Here is a 17,852-nt window from a genome sequence, read left to right as displayed (position 1 = left end):
TGCCAGTGTTCGCGCCGCCATTAGCCGCCACGGTGCTGTCATCAGTCACCGTCGGGGTATAGGTCGACGAAGGATGCGCGCGCGGAGTCTGCGTCGGCTTCGGAGTCAACGCGGGATCGTACTGCTGAGGCGAAATCACCAACCAGCGCTTCGCCTCCTCATCGTACTCAGCGTACAGGGCGGTAATCTCCCGGGCCTCAGTGTCCTCCAGGGGCTTGGTCGTATTGGTCGCCTTCTCAACCTGCAGACCGTGCGCCTGAGTAACAGTACACGCCCACGAATACTTCGTACCGCGGGTCGTCGGCTGCTTATCGGTCAGACGGAAAGTCCACTCGCCACCCACCAGCCAGCTCGTGCCAGTCGCATAGAACGCACGCAGCTTCTCCAAAGAAGCACGCTGAACAGAATTATGCTCATGCACCACCTGCAGAGCCGGACCGGGATCACCGGTCATGCGGGCGTAGTTCACCGCCGCCGCAAAATACGCGAAAGTGGCGCGTAGGCTACGGGCGTTCTTCTCATACATGCTCTCATCCTCAACGGGGATGGGCACGAAGCTCGCCTTAGAATCCACGCTTGCCGGACCAGCGGTCGGCTCAATCGTGTACACCTGACCGGTTTCCGGGTCGGTGCTACTCATCGGAGTAGCGCCATTACCGGGAATAAATTTGGTCCACTTCAACTCGCCCGACAGGTTATCGTAGGCACCCGCAATCGAAGCGGAAGGAGTGGGGGAGGCGGTCGCCTCCGCAGTCTTTTTGGAACCGCAAGCGGCAAGCATCGCGCCCAGGGCGGCGGTGCCCGTGAGCGCAATAAAGTGGCGGCGGCTGTGAATCATATGATCCCCTTGAATGTGCTGTGATGCGGAAGTATCGGTGATAGGTGAAGAGCTCACGCCCTAGTCCTCAGCCTAACATCACACCCCCATCGGAGGCGGCGAAACAGTCACCCGCGGGACGGGCGGAGGCGTATTGAGGCGACAATGGGCGGACCTCATCTAGCCCTAGCCTATAGATTTCACGCGTGGCACACAAATAAAAGCCCTCATCCGTGCCTCATATCACCCAATATGACGGGTTCTTTGAGGCACGGATGCAAAGAAGTTTTAGGCTGAGCCTCGAATATAACGAGCCGCCTTAGACGAGGTGCCCTCATTCGGGGTCGGCTGGGCGCTCGGAGTATTCGTGGACGGTGTAGCGTTAGCCGCAGGGGTGGCGGTAGCGCTCGGGGAAGACTTCGGATCCTCCAGCATCTGCCAGCCCTCTTCGCCAAAGTAGACGTAAGCGTCCGCCTTCTGGTTGCTGCCGTAGATGCCGGTGAGCTGCTCGCGCTGACGGGTTTCCTGGTTGAACAGGAACGCGTTCTCATCCACCTTCAGGGTTGCCTTCCAGCAGTAGACGTCCTGCTCGGTGGCGGGCACCGGCTGCGGGGAGCTCAGGTTAATGCACATGGGGTGGTTGTTCTTAGAGACCAGCCAGCCGATGTTGTAGCGGTAAATATCGCGGTACATCTGCGCCATGTTGCTGAAGTGCTCTTGGCCGGGCAGATTCATGAAGGGGTCGGTGTCGCCGGTGAGGAGCATATAGTTCTGTGCCGCACCCCAGTACTGCAGGAAAGCGTGCAGGCCCTCAACGGTGCGCTCTTTAGCTTCCGGGGGCATGGTGGGGCGGGGGACATTGACGGCTCGATGACTCAGGGTGCCGTTCGAGAAGTCTCCGGAACGCTCAAAGAACTGATCCGGCAGAAGAGCCGGTCCGCGACCATCCAGAGCCGATGCAGGCAGAGGCTCAGCGTACGTAATACTGCGCGTGGTGGTTGCAGATTGGGTCTGGGTGCTTTGAGGCGCCGGTTCGGTGCTAGCGGGAGAAGATCCGCTAATCGGCTGAGGGCGAGAAACGGCGGGGCTGCAGGCGCTTGCGAGTGCACTCAATGCTGCTCCGGAAGAAAGAGCAAGAAGATGGCGGCGTGACAGCGAACCGAACATACGCAACCTTTCGCAAGAGTAAAGACGGGCAGGCAATAACGGGTAGCTCGGATGCAGTGAACCCCAACGGCAATAAATTTTGCATGCAGTTGCGTGAGGTTCGGTGAGCGTTCCCGATGTGTGGCATACCGCGGTGAGTACGGATGCAATAGAAAGGGCAGGCCAGAAGCCTCCTGAGGGAATCGGTGTGGTTATGACCTGCCTGGGTGTCGTGCTCAATGATTCTAAGCGTACTTTTAGGTTCGAAAAGACCATATCTGCCCCTGAGCGTAAAAAGTTATCAAATCTTAATATTTGCCCGTTTTATGCGGGTTATAAAACGTACCAATGTGTTTGGGATAACCGCATTAAAATCTGCTGTTTCCCCTAGAAACTTAGGGATTTTTCAATCTTCTCTTGAGCGAATCAATCTCATATTGGAGTTATTGCACCACAACTCAAAGGTACTAAAACAACCCCTCAGAGTTGTTCAAACACCCCTCAAAAACACCTCAGTACGAGCCGCCAAACTCCCCGCAGTCGCAACGTGCCCACCACAACGCCCACGCATGGCATAAAGCAGATGCACCCTATGGGACAATAGCGCTGTGACTACCACCGACTATGCGCAGCTCAAAGCAGCTCGCGAACTGCTCACTCGAATCCCCCTCCCGCTCGATGTAGAAGCCGGCGAAACCCCCGGCACCCCCTACGCCGTCGCCCACGACGGCACCGCCGAACAGGGCACCGCCACCGCGCGTACCCTGCTCGCCGCCATGGCACGCCAACTCGACGACTACATCCTGCCGCGCAGCGCCAGCGTCGACAACCCCCTCACCATCGTGGTCGGAGGCTCCACCGGCGCCGGCAAATCCACCCTCGTCAACACCCTGCTCGGCGAGCCGCTCACCCAGTCCGGCGCGATTCGGCCCACCACCCGCCACCCCGTTCTCCTGCACCGCGCAGAAGACGAGGCGGCGCTGTCACCCGAACGCTTCCTGCCCACCTTGCCGCGCACCCGCACCTCCGGCATGAACGCCGGATCGCAGGCGCTACCCGGTCTCGACCCGAAGATTGCGCGTGCCCTCATTCCTATTACCACCTCGGCGCTACCGCAGGGGATTGCGCTCATTGACGCGCCCGATATCGACTCCGTCTCTGAGGAAAACCGCACCCTCGCCAAGGAACTGCTCTCCGCCGCTGACCTGTGGCTCTTCGTCACCACCGCCAACCGCTACGCCGACGCGGTGCCCTGGGAACTGCTCCACGAAGCGGCCGCACGCTCCATCGCCATTGCCGTGGTGCTCAATCGCGTGCCCGAAGGCGACGAAGAGGCTATCGAAAACGACCTGCGACGCATGCTCGACGAGGCCGGAATCCACGCCGTACTGATTCACACCGTCACCGAACAGCCGCGCGACGAAAGCGGCATGCTCGCCCCCGTCAGCCTTGCCCCGCTGACCCTGTGGATCCGCGAACTCGGCGCCGACGCACCCGCCCGCGCCGCCATCGCCCGGCAGACCCTCGCCGGTGCCGTCGAAACCCTCGCCGGTAACCTGCAGGTGCTCGCCGACGAACAGGCACGCCAGCAGGCGGCGCACCACTCGCTTGCCGCCATCGCCGCCGAAGAATACGAGGATGCGCTGACTACTATCGACGGCGCCCTCTCTGACGGCTCCCTGCTGCGCGGCGAAGTGCTCTCGCGCTGGCACGACTTCGTGGGAACCGGCGACTTCTTCCGCTCCCTCGACAGCACCATCGGTCGCCTGCGCGACCGAGTCGGCTCCGCACTGCGAGGTCAGCCCGCCGCCGCCCAGAAGGTAGAAGACGCCCTCGAAAGCGGCATCCACGCCGTCGTGCTGGATGCGGCCGCCCGCGCCTCCGAAAACACCCGCACCCGCTGGCGTGCCAGCCGCGCCGGACGCTCCCTGCTGGCGCGCCTTGATGCGCCGCAGGCTGTTGCAGTTGCGCCGCAGGCTGTATCTGCCGCACCCGCACAGAATGTGGACGGCGATGCGAAGGGTAAAATGCAGTCCGCCGAGGACATTTTCTCTGCAGCCGTTGCCGAGCAGATTCGCCTCTGGCAGGGCTCAGTCCTCGAAATGATCCGTGAAGAAGGCGCCGACAAGCGCAAACGTGCCCGTTTTCTCTCCCTGGGCGTGAACGCCACCGCCGTGATGCTCATGGTCGCCGCGTTCAGCCTCACCGGCGGCATTACCGGTATTGAGGCGGGTATTGCCGGCGGTAGCGGCGTGGTCGGCACCAAGCTGCTCGAGTCTATCTTTGGTGAAGATGCGGTGCGCCGTATGGCGACCCGCGCCCGCACCGACCTGCTCGAACGCATGGCGGATCTGCTCACCGAGCACGCTCAGCCCTTCACCGCCGTGCTGGAAGAAACCGACCCGCAGGCTGAGGCTGAGGACATTCACCGCGCCGCCGAGCAGGTGCAGAAAATCGCCGCGGAGATGAGCGCGCAGAGCCAAGCTGCCCAGGCAAAGGGGGCGCAGACACAGGGCGCTCAGGCCCCCTGGTCGGCTACAGCGTAGTCGGGGCAGCGCGCTCAACCGCCTGTCATCAGATCATCTCCACAACGCACCACCAGAAGCGCACCACAGACGAAGAAAAACGCACTATGACTACCCCCGAGAACAAACCCGCTGAGCGCCATACCGAGCGAGGCGCCACCCCCGGCACCACCCCCGCCGTGGCGACCTCGCCCTTCGCGCGCTCCGTCGCATCCCTAAAGGAAGCCATCAGCTACGGTGAAGGACGAGTCCCCGAAACCGTCCTGCTCGACGCCGCCGAAACCCTCGAACGCCTCAGCCAGCGCCGCGAGCTCTCCACCGAACACACCGTCATCGGCTTCTTCGGCGCGACCGGCAGCGGCAAATCCACGCTATTCAACGCCATCGCCGGGCAGAATATTGCCCTCTCCGCACCCACGCGCCCGACCACCTCCACCGTGCAAGCGGCAATCTGGGAGGCGGAAGGCAGCGAAGAACTGCTCGACTGGCTCGGCATTGACAAGCGCGTCTACCCGCAAACTCAGGCGCTCGCCGCCGAAGGAGAAGCAGTCGGGGGAGCAACAGGTGGGGGAGAAGCAGCCGGGGGAGCGGTGGCACCCAACGCCGTCACCGAACCGGCACCCGGACTCTTCAACCGCATCCGCCGCGCAGTAGGCGGACGCGGCGAAATGCGCACCCGCACCGGCGGCCTGATTCTGCTGGACATGCCCGACTTCGACTCGGTCACCACCACCAACCGCGACCTCGCCGCCCGCATGATGCGCTACGTGGACGTACTCGTCTGGGTTGTCGACCCCCAAAAATACGCCGACGCCGTCATCCACCGAGACTTCATGGTGCCGCTTGCCACCTCCGGCGCGCAGGCGCTCTGCGTGCTCAACCAGGCGGACAAGCTCGCACCCGCCGAGGTGCCCGCCGTGCTGGCATCCCTCACCCGCCTGCTCCAGGCTGAGGGCACCGAAGCGCACCTGCTCGCCGCACCCCTCGCCGTCTCCGCGCGAACCGGTGAGGGCGTCGAGGTGCTTCGCGACCTGCTCGCCCAGGTAGCCGCCGCCAAGAGCCTGTCCCTGCAGCGAACCGACGCGCAGCTACGCGCCACCGCATCCCAGCTGCGCGCCTATGCCGGGGGAGAGGGGACCGTGCTCGCCGGAGCCTACGCCCTCGAAGCGGAACAGAAGCTCGTGAAGGCATGCTACACCTCCAGCCAGGCAGAACAGGTTTTGCAGGCAGCAACCGCCTCCTACCGCCGCACCGCAGGCCAGCACACCGGCTGGATCCTCACCCGCTGGATGAGCCGCCTGAAAGCCGACCCCCTGCGCCGACTGCACCTGGGGCAGCAGGATGAGAAGAAGAGCTCCTCCAAGGCTGAGAAGCCCGCGGGCATGCTCGGCTCCGAGAGCGAGAATGCGCCCGAGCTGGTGGCATCTTCGCTACCGCCGCTGAGCGCCGCGCAGAAGGCGGGCATGGCAAACGCCGTGCGCCAATACAGCAAGCAGATGGCGGCCCGCATCGACGAGCCGTGGAAGCGCAGCATGAAGGAAGCCGCCCTCTCCCGCGAGGCGGAGCTACCCGAACTGCTCGAACGCGACATGGTGCGCATCGACTACGGTCTGGGCCGCACCCGCGCTCCCTGGGTCATCTTCAATACCCTGCAGTGGATCGCGCTACTGAGCGCCCTGGTAGGTGTCGGCTGGCTGACCCTCATCTCCGGCATGGCGTACCTGCAGATTCAACTGCCGCCCGCCCCGACTCCCGAAGGCTCCCCGGTGCCCCTGCCGACCCTGCTTCTGCTGCTGGGCATACTCCTCGGCATCGCCTCGGCGGGTGTGGGCAGGCTGCTCACCGCCATGGGCTCACGCTACTACGCACGGAAGCTGCGCGGCCGGCTGCAGACCGGCGTTGAGAAGGCGGTACAGTCCTGCGTGGTCGCCCCGGTGCAGCTGGAAGCTAAGCGCCTCACCGCCTACCGCAAGGCGCTGAATATTTAGCGGCATATCAGCTCAAAAACCGCATCGGAATAAGCCGCATCAGGCTAAGAGCGCGTAAAAGAATCCCTCCCCACCTCAATGAGGCGGGGAGGGATTCTTTTCGATAAAACTATCTACAACAGAGCCTTAGCTTTCCTCAGCATCCGATGCTGAGTGAGAAGCAGAAAGCTCACGCAAACCGTCAGTAATCGCCTGAGCGGCCTTGACAACCAGCTCGGGGTAGTTGCGGTTCGGCTGGCGGGTCATGCGATCAATCGGGCCAGAGATAGAGACAGCCGCAATCACCTTGCCGCCGGGAGCGCGCACCGGAGCGGACACCGAGGCGGTACCGCGCTCGCGCTCACCCACGGACTGCGCCCAGCCGATGCGGCGCACAGCTGCGAGCATGGCGGCGCTGAAGTGCGCATCGCGCAGGCCTTCAACAATGCGGTTCTGGTCTTCCCACGCCAGCAGCACCTGGGCGGCGGAGCCAGCCTGCATGGACAGCTGGGTACCGACCGGAATAGATTCGTGCATGCCGGAGGGGCGTGCGGCGGTCGCAGCGCACACGCGCCAGTCGCCCTGGCGGCGGTACAGCTGGGTGGACTCGTCAGCTTCGAGGCTGAGCTTCTGCAGAATCGGGTCTGCCACGGTGATGAGCTCATCAGAAATGGTGGCGGAGGCGAGTTCGGTCAGACGGGGGCCGAGCATGAAGCGTCCCTGCACGTCGCGGGCTACGAGGCGGTGATGTGCCAACGCCACGGCGAGGCGGTGCGCGGTGGGGCGCGCCAGGCCGGTTGCCTTGACGAGGTCGCCCAGAGATACGGGTCCTGCCTCGAGGCAGTCAAGGATGAGGGTCGCCTTGTCGAGCACGCCAACGCCGGAGGAGCCGTGGGAGTGTACCTCTACCATCTGCTCGTCGGCGGCCATGTGTTCGGGCGGCTTGACGGGGTCGACAACCGGTGTGTTGTGGTGTGTGGATGCGTTGGGGTGACGCATTCCGTGTGCGTTAAAACGTGATGCGGAAGGAGTCATTCTTATATTCTATCTCAGAATATGAAAGATACCCCGGACTTCATGGACTCTTTTGGGTGCAGAGTTGAAGATGGAATCACCCCCTACGGGATAAATTATGAGCTTTTCATAATAAGTGTTTATGTGGGTTTATGGGTGAAAATATGCGAAAAGTCGCAGAAAAATGCGGATAATCCCGCAAAATTACCCTGGAGTCATAGAATAAACCCACACAAAAACACTCGCTGGTTCGGGGTGTTTCTAGGCCGTCTCACAGGCTAAGAATCCGTGAAAAAATGTGCGACACGCCGCAGGGAAATACCGGTTTGAGGGTCCCATCGGGTACATAATCCGCCTCTCAATCCCCAAAACCAGCGGCACGCATCACACCGAACGCATCCACCGTAGGAACGCATCAAGCAGGAGAAAGCATGACTAGCGAACAGAACGCAACCACCGCGGGCACCCGTCCGCGCACCCTGGCAGAAAAAGTCTGGGACGCACACGTCGTCGTCCCCGGTGAAAACGGCAAGCCCGACCTGCTCTACATCGACCTGCAGCTACTGCACGAAGTGACCTCGCCCCAGGCATTCGAAGGTCTGCGCATCGAGAACCGCCCCCTGCGCCGCCTCGATCTGACCATCGCCACCGAGGACCACAACACCCCCACCGACAACATCTTCGGCACCATCGCCGACCTGACCAGCCGCACCCAGATCGAGACCCTGCGCCGCAACGCCAAGGAATTCGGCGTGCGCATCCACTCCCTCGGCGACGAGGAACAGGGCATCGTGCACGTGGTCGGCCCGCAGCTCGGTCTGACCATGCCCGGCATGACCATCGTCTGCGGCGACTCCCACACCTCCACCCACGGTGCGTTCGGCGCTCTCGCGTTCGGTATTGGCACCTCCGAGGTGGAGCACGTCATGGCAACCCAGACCCTACCCCTGGCACGCTTCAAGACCATGGCAATCAATGTTGAAGGTACCCTCAAGCCCGGCGTGACCGCCAAGGACATCATCCTCGCCGTCATCGCGCAGATTGGCACCGGCGGCGGTCAGGGCTACGTGCTCGAATACCGCGGCTCCGCAATCCGCTCCCTCTCCATGGAGGGCCGCATGACCATGTGCAACATGTCCATTGAGGCGGGCGCACGTGCCGGCATGGTCGCCCCCGACGAGACCACCTTCGAGTACATCAAGGGCCGCCAGCACGCACCCAAGGGTGAAGAGTGGGACAAGGCAGTCGAGTACTGGAAGAGCCTGCCCACCGACGAAGGTGCCGTCTTCGACAAGGAAATCTTCATCAACGCTGACGAGCTCGAACCCTTCGTCACCTGGGGTACCAACCCCGGTCAGGGTATTCCGCTGAGCCGCGCTGTTCCCTCCCCGGACGATTTTGAGGATGAGAACGACAAGGTCGCAGCAGAACGCGCCCTCGAATACATGGGCCTGGAGGCGGGAACCCCCATGAAGGAAATCCCCGTGGACGTCGTCTTCCTGGGCTCCTGCACCAACTCCCGCATCGAGGACCTGCGCGCCGCGGCGGACATCGTGCGTGGCCGCACCATCGCCGAGAACGTACGCATGATGGTCGTGCCCGGCTCCCAGAAGGTCCGCGCGCAGGCAGAAGCAGAAGGCCTGGACAAGGTCTTCAAGGACTTCGGTGCCGACTGGCGCTTTGCTGGCTGCTCCATGTGCTTGGGCATGAACCCCGACCAGCTGGCGCCCGGTGAGCGTTGCGCCTCCACCTCGAACCGTAACTTTGAGGGCCGCCAGGGCAAGGGTGGCCGCACCCACCTGGTCTCCCCGGTGGTTGCCGCCGCAACCGCTGTGCGCGGTACCCTGTCCGCCCCGTCCGACGTCGTGGCCTAGCACGCCGCTATAGCTAAGGAGCCATTATGGAACCCATTATTAAGCACACCGGCATTGGCGTGCCGCTGCGTTCTTCGAATGTTGACACCGACCAGATCATTCCCGCCGTCTACCTCAAGCGAGTGACCAAGACCGGCTTCGATGATGCCCTCTTCGCTAACTGGCGTAAGGACCCCGAGTTCATCCTGAACCAGGAGCCCTACAAGCACGGTAGCGTGCTGGTTGCGGGCCCGGACTTCGGTACCGGTTCTTCCCGTGAGCACGCCGTGTGGGCGTTGCGCGACTACGGTTTCAAGGTCGTTATTTCTGCTCGTTTTGCCGATATTTTCCGCGGCAACTCCGGTAAGCAGGGCCTGGTCACCGCGCAGGTTGCACAGGACGATATTGAGCTGATTTGGAAGGCGCTGGAGCACGAGCCCGGCACCGAGATCACCGTTGACCTGGAATCCAAAACCGTGACCGTGGGCGCGCTGGTTGTTCCCTTCGAGATTGACGACTACGTGCGCTGGCGCCTCATGGAGGGCCTGGACGATATTGGTCTGACCCTGCAGAACCTCGAGGCTATTGAGGCGTACGAGGCGAAGCGCCCCTCCTGGATGCCCCGCACTCAGGAGCTCTAAGTAGGGAACTCTAAAACTTAGAGATATAAAGCTCGAAGGCGGCGACTGAATCGGTCGTCGCCTTCGAGCTTTTCCGCACCCAAAAACCGTGGCATATATAGCGGTACACATATAAATGCGCCTCCCCGGAGCATCTGCTTCCGGGGAGGCGCATTTATGTACGACCTAGAGCTTAGGCACCCTCAGTGATGGGGGTTTTCAGGGTCGCGTTCTCGGTGCAGCTGTACAGCGCCGCCGAACCGGGGGAGCGCACGCCCGCGGTCGGGTTTGCGTTCTGCGCGGTGGCAAGAGCGAAATCAGAAACCACCTCGTGGTTAATGTAGCTGCCGCCTGCGCCGCCGCCGCTGCTCAGAGAGCTGAGCGAGTAGATGTTGCCTTCGCTCTCGAACTGCACCTGACGGCCGAAAACGCCCTCGCGGTACGCACCGACGGTCCAGATGTTCAGGCCTGCGCCGCCGCCGCCGTAGCCGGCGCCTCCGCCGGAAGCAACGGTGGTGAGGGAGAGCTTGCCGTAGGTGTGGGAGAGCAGAGCGCCGGAGCCGCCCTTACCGCGGTAGGAGCCGGTAGCATCCGCACCGCCGGTGCCCTTCTCGCCCTCATACACAGAGTCGCCCTCGTAGCGGTAGTAGCGCGGGAAGCTGTACGAATCGAACCAGGGCTCGGACATGGGCAGGAGCTTCAGCTCGTTGTTCTCGTCGAGGACGCCGATCAATGCCTCACCGAGGGTACCCGCGACGCCGGAGCGACCGGCGGTACCGCCAGTGACCACGAAACGCATGTCGAGGGTCTTGTCGTCCTCTTCCAGGGGCTTGAATTCCTGGTAGGGGCTTGCCATGAGCATGCCGCCCTGACCGGTGTTGTCGGTGCCCAGGTCGCCGCCTGCGCTGCCGCCTGCGGTGGTGGATGCGTCGCGGCTGTCCAGTGCCACGCGCAGTGCCGGGTTCAGCTGATCCTTGGGCTGGGTATCGAAGAAGCTCTGGTGGGTGGTGAGGGTTCCCAGCTGTGCGCCGCCGCCACCTGCACCCGCAACGGCTACGACGGTGACTGCGCCGTCGCGGACGAGCTCGACCGCGGAGGAGCCGCCGCCGGATGCACCGTACACGTAGCCGCTGTTAGTACCCACTACCTGCGCTGTGCCGGTTGCGGTGCTGGAGCCGGTGGAGTCGCCGCCCGCTGCGTAGCCTTCGCCGCCGAGTGCGGGCTGCGCGCCGGCTGCCGAACCGACGCCGCCGTTACCCGCCCAGACGCGCAGGATATCGCCGGATTTGACCGCCAGAACGCCGCTGAGCTGCGCGCCGGCACCGCCGCCAGCTAGGGATGCGTTCGTGACGTCGGTTAGGTAGCTGGGGGTGAAGGAGGATGCGGCACCGCCGGCACCTCCCACGAGGTCGAAGCGGACTCGTCCAACGCCTTCAGGAACGAGCCATTCGGTGTATGCGCCGGCCTTGTCGTCGAAGCCGGTTGCGGTCGGCTTGAGGGTCAGGGCGGGGGCGCAGGTGGGCTCGCCGCTTGCCGCCCATGCAGGGACGGTTGCGCTGGCGAGGATAACGGGGGCGCTCCATGCCGCACCCTGTACGAGGCGACGGCGCGAAATGGTTGATGCAGTATTGTGATGTGTCATATTGGGTCCTTCGGTAGTTCGCGGATGCAGCCGCGAAGTGACCTGTGGTTGGTTGCGATGTGCCCTGGTTTTTAGTTGACTTTCGAATATTTACGGTGATGTTGAGGTGAATTTTTGAAGTTGCAGTGAATTTTTGAAGTTGAAGTGAAGCAGGAAGCCGAACTGTTGTGGTTGGGCATCATCGCAAAGTTGTATGCAGTGAATGCACGCCCGTTCGCTGCCGTGAGGCTCCGTACTGCATGGAGCAACGGCGATGCCGGCGCCGATGCCGCAATTGAGAGCTGATTGGCTCCTCCTTGAGAGTGGAGGCTCTCTTCAGCAGGCACGAGTGTGCACGTTATTGTAGGGGTGAGGTTACTCTCAAGTTCAAATTCGTGCGTCAAAAAGACGAAACTGGCGTCAAATTTCGGCGAAGAACCAGAAAATGTTTGCATTAGTGTGAATGTTTGTGTATCTTTTTGTTTTTCCGGCACTGAATCTGGGGGGGGGTCAGAGCGGTTTATCACACACACAACGGAGCAAAATCCCAGTCACGAGTTCCAAAGGCTCTTCGGTGTTTGGAGCACCTTTACGCAGGGCTTAGAATAATGATGAATATATGCGCCCGTTTCACCCCGCTACCGGCAGAGGGCACGGCACGTATGAGCGTATGAGAACGCGGCGCATCGGCACACTGTTAAAGTTCGGCATAAACCAGCCGACTCCACAAAGGATTTTTAATGACTGAGAACATCAGCAAGCTTCGCATTGAAGGTGGCACTCCGCTCGTTGGCGAGGTCCACGTTCGAGGCGCCAAGAACCTGGTGCCCAAGGCGATGGTCGCAGCACTGCACGGTTCGACCCCCTCGACCCTGCGTAACGTCCCTGACCTGAGCGATGTCGAAATCGTTACCACCCTCGTGGAGCTGCACGGCGCAAAGGTCGACTACGACCGCGAAGCTGGTGTTCTGACCCTCAACCCCGCACAGGATGCAACCACCGCTGCAAAGAATGCAGAGGAGATTCATCTCTTCGGTGGTAACTCCCGTATCCCGATTCTGATGGTGGGCCCGCTGCTGCACACCCTCGGTACCGCACGCATCCCCAACCTGGGTGGCTGCAAGATCGGTGACCGACCCATCGACTACCACATGTCTGCACTGCGCAAGTTCGGCGCAGTCGTTGAGAAGGACGACGAAACCGGCACCACCCTGATCGTTCCCGAAGAGGGCCTGAAGGGTGCAGAGATTGTGCTGAACTACCCCTCTGTGGGCGCTACCGAGCAGGTTCTGCTCACCGGCGTGCGCGCTAAGGGTAAGACCATCTTGCGCAATGCAGCGATTGAGCCCGAAATTGTTGACCTGATTGCTGTTCTGCAGAAGATGGGCGCCATCATCTTCATCAACGAGGACCGCACCATCGTCATTGAGGGCGTGGATGAGCTGACCGGCTACGATCACACCTCCCTGCCCGACCGTAACGAGTCCGCTTCCTGGGCTTCTGCGGCTCTGGCTACCGGCGGTGACATTTTCGTGCGCGGCGCAGCTCAGAAGGATATGACCGCGTTCCTGAACCAGTTCCGCAAGATGGGCGGCCTGTACGAGGTGACCGCCGAGGGTATCCGCTTCACCCACCCGGCTCAGCGCACCCCCGGTGCTCAGCTGAAGCCCATCGTCTTCGAGACTAACGTGCACCCCGGCTTCATGACCGACTGGCAGCAGCCCCTCGTTGTGGCGCTGACCCAGGCTAAGGGCGCGTCCATTGTGCACGAGACCGTGTACGAGGAGCGTTTCGGCTTCACCAACGCCCTGAAGCAGATGGGCGCAGATATTGTCGTCATGCGTGACTGCGTGGGCGGCGCACCCTGCCGTTTCGAGGGTAAGAGCTACGGCCACTCCGCTATTATTTCTGGCCCCACCCCGCTGACCGGTGCCGACATTGAGGTTCCGGACCTGCGCGGCGGCTTCTCCCACATCATTGCTGCTCTGGCGGCTAAGGGCACCTCTCACGTAAGCGGTGTTGAGCTGATTGCTCGCGGCTACGAGAACTTCGAGGAGAAGCTCAAGGGCCTGGGCGCCAACTTTGAGGTGCTGGCACGCAAGGCGCCGAAGGCTCCCAAGCCCGATGCCGCAATCGTCGTTGTTGAGCCCGAGGAAGTTGAGGTTCAGGACTAGTGAGCGGACAGCAGGGAAAGCAGGCTCTGCCTGAGATTGAGCCCACCGCCTCCGGCGATGCTCTGTACAAGGTGCTCGGTAACGCTGCGCGCGGGCTGTACATGCTCATCGCACGCGTTGAGATTGCCGGCCGTGAGAACCTGCCCAAGAGCGGCGGGTACATTATCGTGGCTAACCACACCACCGAGCTTGACCCGGTGACCGTGGCTTTCCCTGCTTTCGTTGAGGGCGCCCTGCCGCGCTTCTTGGCGAAGGATTCGCTCTTCCGCGCTCCCGTGCTCGGCTACATTATGCGCAAGCTCGCGCATATTCCCGTGGTTCGCGGTTCGGTGGATGCGCGTAAGTCCCTGATTACTGCCCGCAAGATTGTTGAGGCTGGCGGTGCCGTCATAATTTTCCCGGAGGGCACCACCACCCACGATCCGCAGTTGTGGCCCATGCAGGCGCGTACTGGCGCGGCTCGTCTGGCTCTTGCGACCGGTGCGCCCGTCTTCCCGGTGGCGCACTGGGGGGACGAGCAGATTCTCGGTTACGTAGATGAGGCCGGCGAGGACGGCCGCGTGAAGGAGAAGCGTAAGATTTCGCTGTTCCCGCGCAAGACCGTCCGCGTGAAGGTCGGTAAGGCGCTGGACATCGCCTCCCTCGTTGAGGACGCCAGCCCCGAGGCTAAGCACACCCGCACCGAACTGGGCGTGGTCACCGACGCCATGCTGGATGCTATTACCGCCGAGCTGGAGAAGATCCGCGGCGAGAAGGCTCCTGAGGGTCGTTGGAACCCGCGCACTAAGCGTCGTGAAGCCCCCGGCACCCCCTCCGGTCCGGTCGGTGGCGCGCTCGGCGAACCGGACGAAAAGTAGTAGTCCCGCTGGGAATTATTGAGAGCCCCCGATAGGTGCCCGACCGGGCGCCTATCAGGGGGCTCACCCAAGGACCTCATCCAAGGACCTCACAAGGAAGATGGTGTTTTCGTGACCTTCTTTGGACGCACCCCCGCAGCAAGCCCTGAATTTACCCCTCCGGCAACCGTACAGTCTATTGCGGTGCTCGGCGCCGGTAGCTGGGGCACCGCTTTCGCTAAGATTGCGGCGGACGCTGCCCGTGAGCGCGGCGATGACACTCGCGTGACCCTCATCGGTCGTGATGAGCAGGTGATGGCTGAGTGCGAGCGCACCCGCGAGAACGCCCGCTATTTTCCGGGAATGAAGCTGCCGGACAACATGCATTTCACGGCGGATGCCCCGGCGGCGCTGACCGGCGCCGACATTGTGGTTCTTGCCCTGCCCGCGCAGGTTCTGCGTTCGCAGTTGCAGAGCTTCGCCCGCTATATTGAGCCGAACGCCATGCTGGTGTCTTTGGCGAAGGGCCTGGAGACCGGTACGGGTCTGCGCATGTCGCAGGTCATTACCGAGGAGCTGGAAGAGGCTATGGCTCTGCGTGGCGCTGATGTGCGCGCGATCGGTCATATTCCGCACCGCGTGTGCGTGCTCTCGGGCCCGAACCTGGCGAAGGAAATCATGGGGGAGGAGCCCACCGCCTCCGTGGTTGCGGCTCGTACCCTGCCGGTGGCTGAGTCTGTTGCTCACGCGATTGCGTGCGGGTACTTCCGCCCGTACACCAACACGGATGTGGTGGGTACCGAAATTGGCGGCCTGGTGAAGAACGTGATTGCCCTGTGCGTGGGTATTTGCGAGGGTCGCAATTACGGCGATAACTCGAAGGCGTCCATTATGACTCGCGGTCTGGCGGAGATTACCCGCCTGGCGGTGGCGTTGGGCGGCGAGGCTGCGACGATGAGCGGTCTTGCCGGTATGGGCGACTTGATTGCGACCTGCTCTTCGCCGCTGTCTCGTAACCACACGGCGGGCCGTCTGCTGGCTCAGGGTATTACCCCTGACCGCCTGCACGAGCACATGAGCCAGACCGCTGAGTCGATTAAGTCGGCGCCGGTGGTGGCTGAGTTGGCTCGCCGTCACGGCGTGGAGATGCCCATTGTTGAGGCTGTGGTGGCTGTGCTTTCGGGCCGTATTGGCATTGAGGAGCTGGCGCCTCAGCTGCTGGGCCGCCGCCTCAAGCATGAGGGCCACTAGGTTTTGAAGCTTTCTGGCGTGCTGGCACCCCTTGAATAGTGGTGTGTGCCAGGACATACTAGAAGAAGATTGAATGTAGACATCCAAGGACGGATACCGTTGCGGAAATCGGTGCGTGAGAAACGCATCGGTGACCGCGGCGGTATTCGTGCGTTAGGATTATTGACGCATTGCTGTTCCTCCTTCCGGACCTGAGGGTAGGGGAACATTGACTAGGAGAAATATATGACCGAGAAGAAGACCGTCGCCCTGCTGTGCGGTGGCCGCTCCTCCGAGCACCCGATTTCGCTCATTACCGCTGCCGGCGTTCTGGGCGCTATTGACCGCACCGCCTACGACGTCATCACTATCGGCATTACCCGTGACGGCCGCTGGTACCTGACCGATGAGCAGCAGCTCGCCGAGCTGACCGCTGGCACTCGCGGTACCGCAGAGTTCCCCGAGGGCACCCAGCAGGTGTTCCTGCCGATGGGTGCCGGCGATTCCCGCCTGACCCTGGTGGATGCTGAGGGTAACGTTACCCACACCGCGCCGGTGGACGTTGTGTTCCCGCTGCTGCACGGCCCCTTCGGCGAGGACGGCACCGTGCAGGGTCTGCTGGAAATGGCTGACCTGCACTACGTGGGTTGCGGTGTGACCGCATCCGCTGTGGGTATGGATAAGCACTTCATGAAGGTCGCTTTCGAGTCTGCTGGCCTGGAGGTCGGCCCCTACGAGGTCATCACCAACCGCCAGTGGGAGCACGAGGACCGCGAGCAGATTCTGGAGCGCGTGCTGAAGCTGGGCTTCCCCATGTTCGTGAAGCCGACTCGCGCGGGTTCTTCCTTCGGTATTACCAAGGTGGATTCGGTGGAGGAGCTCGTACCCGCGATTGAGGAGGCGCGCCGCCACGACCCGAAGATCATTATTGAGGCGGGTATTGTGGGCCGCGAAATTGAGTGCGCTGTGCTCGACGGTCACCACGGCGAGATGCCTCGTGCATCCTACCCCGGCGAGATTGAGGTTGTGGACGAGGACCACGGCTTCTACGACTTTGAGGCAAAGTACGTTTCTGAGTCTTCCGCTGTGACCGTGTGCCCGGCGAACCTGCCGCAGGATGTGCAGGATCGCCTGCGTGAGCTGGCTGTGAAGGCGTTCCTGGCGCTGGACGGCGAGGGTCTGTCTCGTGCGGACTTCTTCTACACTGAGGATGGCCGCCTGATCATCAACGAGGTGAACACCATGCCCGGCTTCACCCCGATTTCGATGTACAAGACCATGTGGGAGAACACCGGTATTTCCTACACCGATTTGATTAGCGAGCTGCTGACCCTGGCGATGGAACGCCCCCTGGGTCTGCGCTAGTTCTTGAATACGTAGCAGTGGGGGAGTAGCCCCTGCTGAGAGGCGCCTCGGTGCGGATTCTTGGGAATCTGTACCGGGGCGTTTTTGTGCACTGTGGGCAAGTTGATGCCTGTGCGGGAGGGATAATTGGTACGTATTAGCCTCTAAATATTGATGAGAATCGCTCGAATTTCACCCATGGGAAAAATCACTTAAATTCGCCCCGAGGTCACTTAAATAGGGGAGTGCAAGTTCTAAAGCGGTATTGATAAGGCAAAACGTAATTCTGCGCATAAGTGCATGAAATGATGCTTCTAAGTGATGAAAAGATATTGTTGATGGTCTTTGCACATTTTGAAGCTCAAAGATTGGTATGAAAGCGATAAAATGAGTAATGAAGAAAAAGCCGAATCGGTAGAATAGATGAAGGCATATCCAATCTGCCCTAGCGATTGGGTATCTATTCACTCACAACGTATTAGAAAGTCAAGGACAACCTTTGGGAAAACGAAACCGTAAGGTGGTCTCTGCGAGTCTGGCGACAGCACTGGTTGCTTCCGGAAGCCCATACGTAGCCTCATTTGCTCAAGATGTGCAGGAGGCAGCATCACAGCTTCCGCCGAACCCTGTCGGCACCGCAGGTCAAACCTTGGACCCCGCCGCGACCGCGGCATCTTCCTCTCGGACGGCAGTACCTACGCTCGC

At 61.7% G+C, this 17,852-nt stretch carries 12 protein-coding genes; 8 read left to right on the top strand and 4 right to left on the bottom strand.

The annotated features are described in order from the left end of the window. Together Q0216_RS00325 and Q0216_RS00320 are read right to left on the bottom strand one after the other, a co-directional pair. On the bottom strand, positions 1-838 hold an 838-nt coding region (locus Q0216_RS00325), incomplete at its 3' end, for a DUF6318 family protein (protein WP_298591933.1). Between the two features lie 267 nt (positions 839-1,105). Beyond that, positions 1,106-1,930, bottom strand: coding sequence for a DUF6318 family protein (locus tag Q0216_RS00320; protein WP_298591931.1), 825 nt, complete (start codon positions 1,928-1,930; stop codon positions 1,106-1,108). Positions 1,931-2,571: 641 nt separating this feature from the next. Here Q0216_RS00320 and Q0216_RS00315 point away from each other — a divergent pair. After that, on the top strand, positions 2,572-4,509 hold the full coding sequence (locus tag Q0216_RS00315) for a dynamin family protein (RefSeq protein WP_298591928.1): 1,938 nt from the start codon (positions 2,572-2,574) through the stop codon (positions 4,507-4,509). An 86-nt stretch (positions 4,510-4,595) separates the two neighbouring features. Further along, on the top strand, positions 4,596-6,476 hold the full coding sequence (locus Q0216_RS00310; protein ID WP_298591925.1) for a GTPase: 1,881 nt from the start codon (positions 4,596-4,598) through the stop codon (positions 6,474-6,476). Positions 6,477-6,602: 126 nt separating this feature from the next. Here the strand turns inward: Q0216_RS00310 and Q0216_RS00305 are convergent, their stop codons facing one another. Further along, complete coding sequence (locus Q0216_RS00305) at positions 6,603-7,367, bottom strand: IclR family transcriptional regulator (RefSeq protein ID WP_298591936.1); 765 nt, start codon at positions 7,365-7,367, stop codon at positions 6,603-6,605. Between the two features lie 533 nt (positions 7,368-7,900). On the opposite strand from Q0216_RS00305, the gene leuC reads away from it, so the two are divergent. Continuing rightward, positions 7,901-9,343, top strand: a complete 1,443-nt coding sequence (leuC, locus tag Q0216_RS00300; protein ID WP_298591922.1) for a 3-isopropylmalate dehydratase large subunit — start codon at positions 7,901-7,903, stop codon at positions 9,341-9,343. Between the two features lie 26 nt (positions 9,344-9,369). Then, positions 9,370-9,963: a 3-isopropylmalate dehydratase small subunit gene (gene leuD / locus Q0216_RS00295; RefSeq protein WP_005505627.1), complete on the top strand. Its 594-nt coding sequence runs from the start codon at positions 9,370-9,372 to the stop codon at positions 9,961-9,963. Between the two features lie 172 nt (positions 9,964-10,135). Here leuD and Q0216_RS00290 read toward each other — a convergent pair whose 3' ends face one another. Further along, complete coding sequence (locus Q0216_RS00290; RefSeq protein WP_298591918.1) at positions 10,136-11,584, bottom strand: transcriptional initiation protein Tat; 1,449 nt, start codon at positions 11,582-11,584, stop codon at positions 10,136-10,138. Positions 11,585-12,303: 719 nt separating this feature from the next. Between Q0216_RS00290 and murA the strand changes: the two genes are divergently transcribed. The 4 genes from murA (at position 12,304) to Q0216_RS00270 (ending at position 17,168) form a co-directional block, all read left to right on the top strand. Next, a complete protein-coding gene (gene murA, locus Q0216_RS00285) occupies positions 12,304-13,737 on the top strand; it encodes a UDP-N-acetylglucosamine 1-carboxyvinyltransferase (RefSeq protein ID WP_298591915.1) in 1,434 nt (477 codons plus the stop codon). Then, a complete protein-coding gene (locus Q0216_RS00280) occupies positions 13,737-14,594 on the top strand; it encodes a 1-acyl-sn-glycerol-3-phosphate acyltransferase (RefSeq protein WP_298591912.1) in 858 nt (285 codons plus the stop codon). The genes murA and Q0216_RS00280 overlap by 1 nt, the downstream gene beginning before the upstream one ends. A gap of 111 nt (positions 14,595-14,705) precedes the next feature. Next, entirely contained in the window at positions 14,706-15,824 is a 1,119-nt protein-coding gene (locus tag Q0216_RS00275; protein WP_298591910.1) for an NAD(P)H-dependent glycerol-3-phosphate dehydrogenase, read from the top strand. Between the two features lie 225 nt (positions 15,825-16,049). Next, positions 16,050-17,168, top strand: a complete 1,119-nt coding sequence (locus tag Q0216_RS00270) for a D-alanine--D-alanine ligase family protein (RefSeq protein WP_298591907.1) — start codon at positions 16,050-16,052, stop codon at positions 17,166-17,168. Positions 17,169-17,852: the final 684 nt, after the last annotated feature.

Source organism: uncultured Rothia sp., assembly GCF_937976295.1.
Lineage (GTDB): Bacteria > Actinomycetota > Actinomycetes > Actinomycetales > Micrococcaceae > Rothia.
The sequence above is the reverse complement of the archived record's forward strand: the minus strand, read 5'-3'. Positions and strand labels throughout refer to the sequence as shown.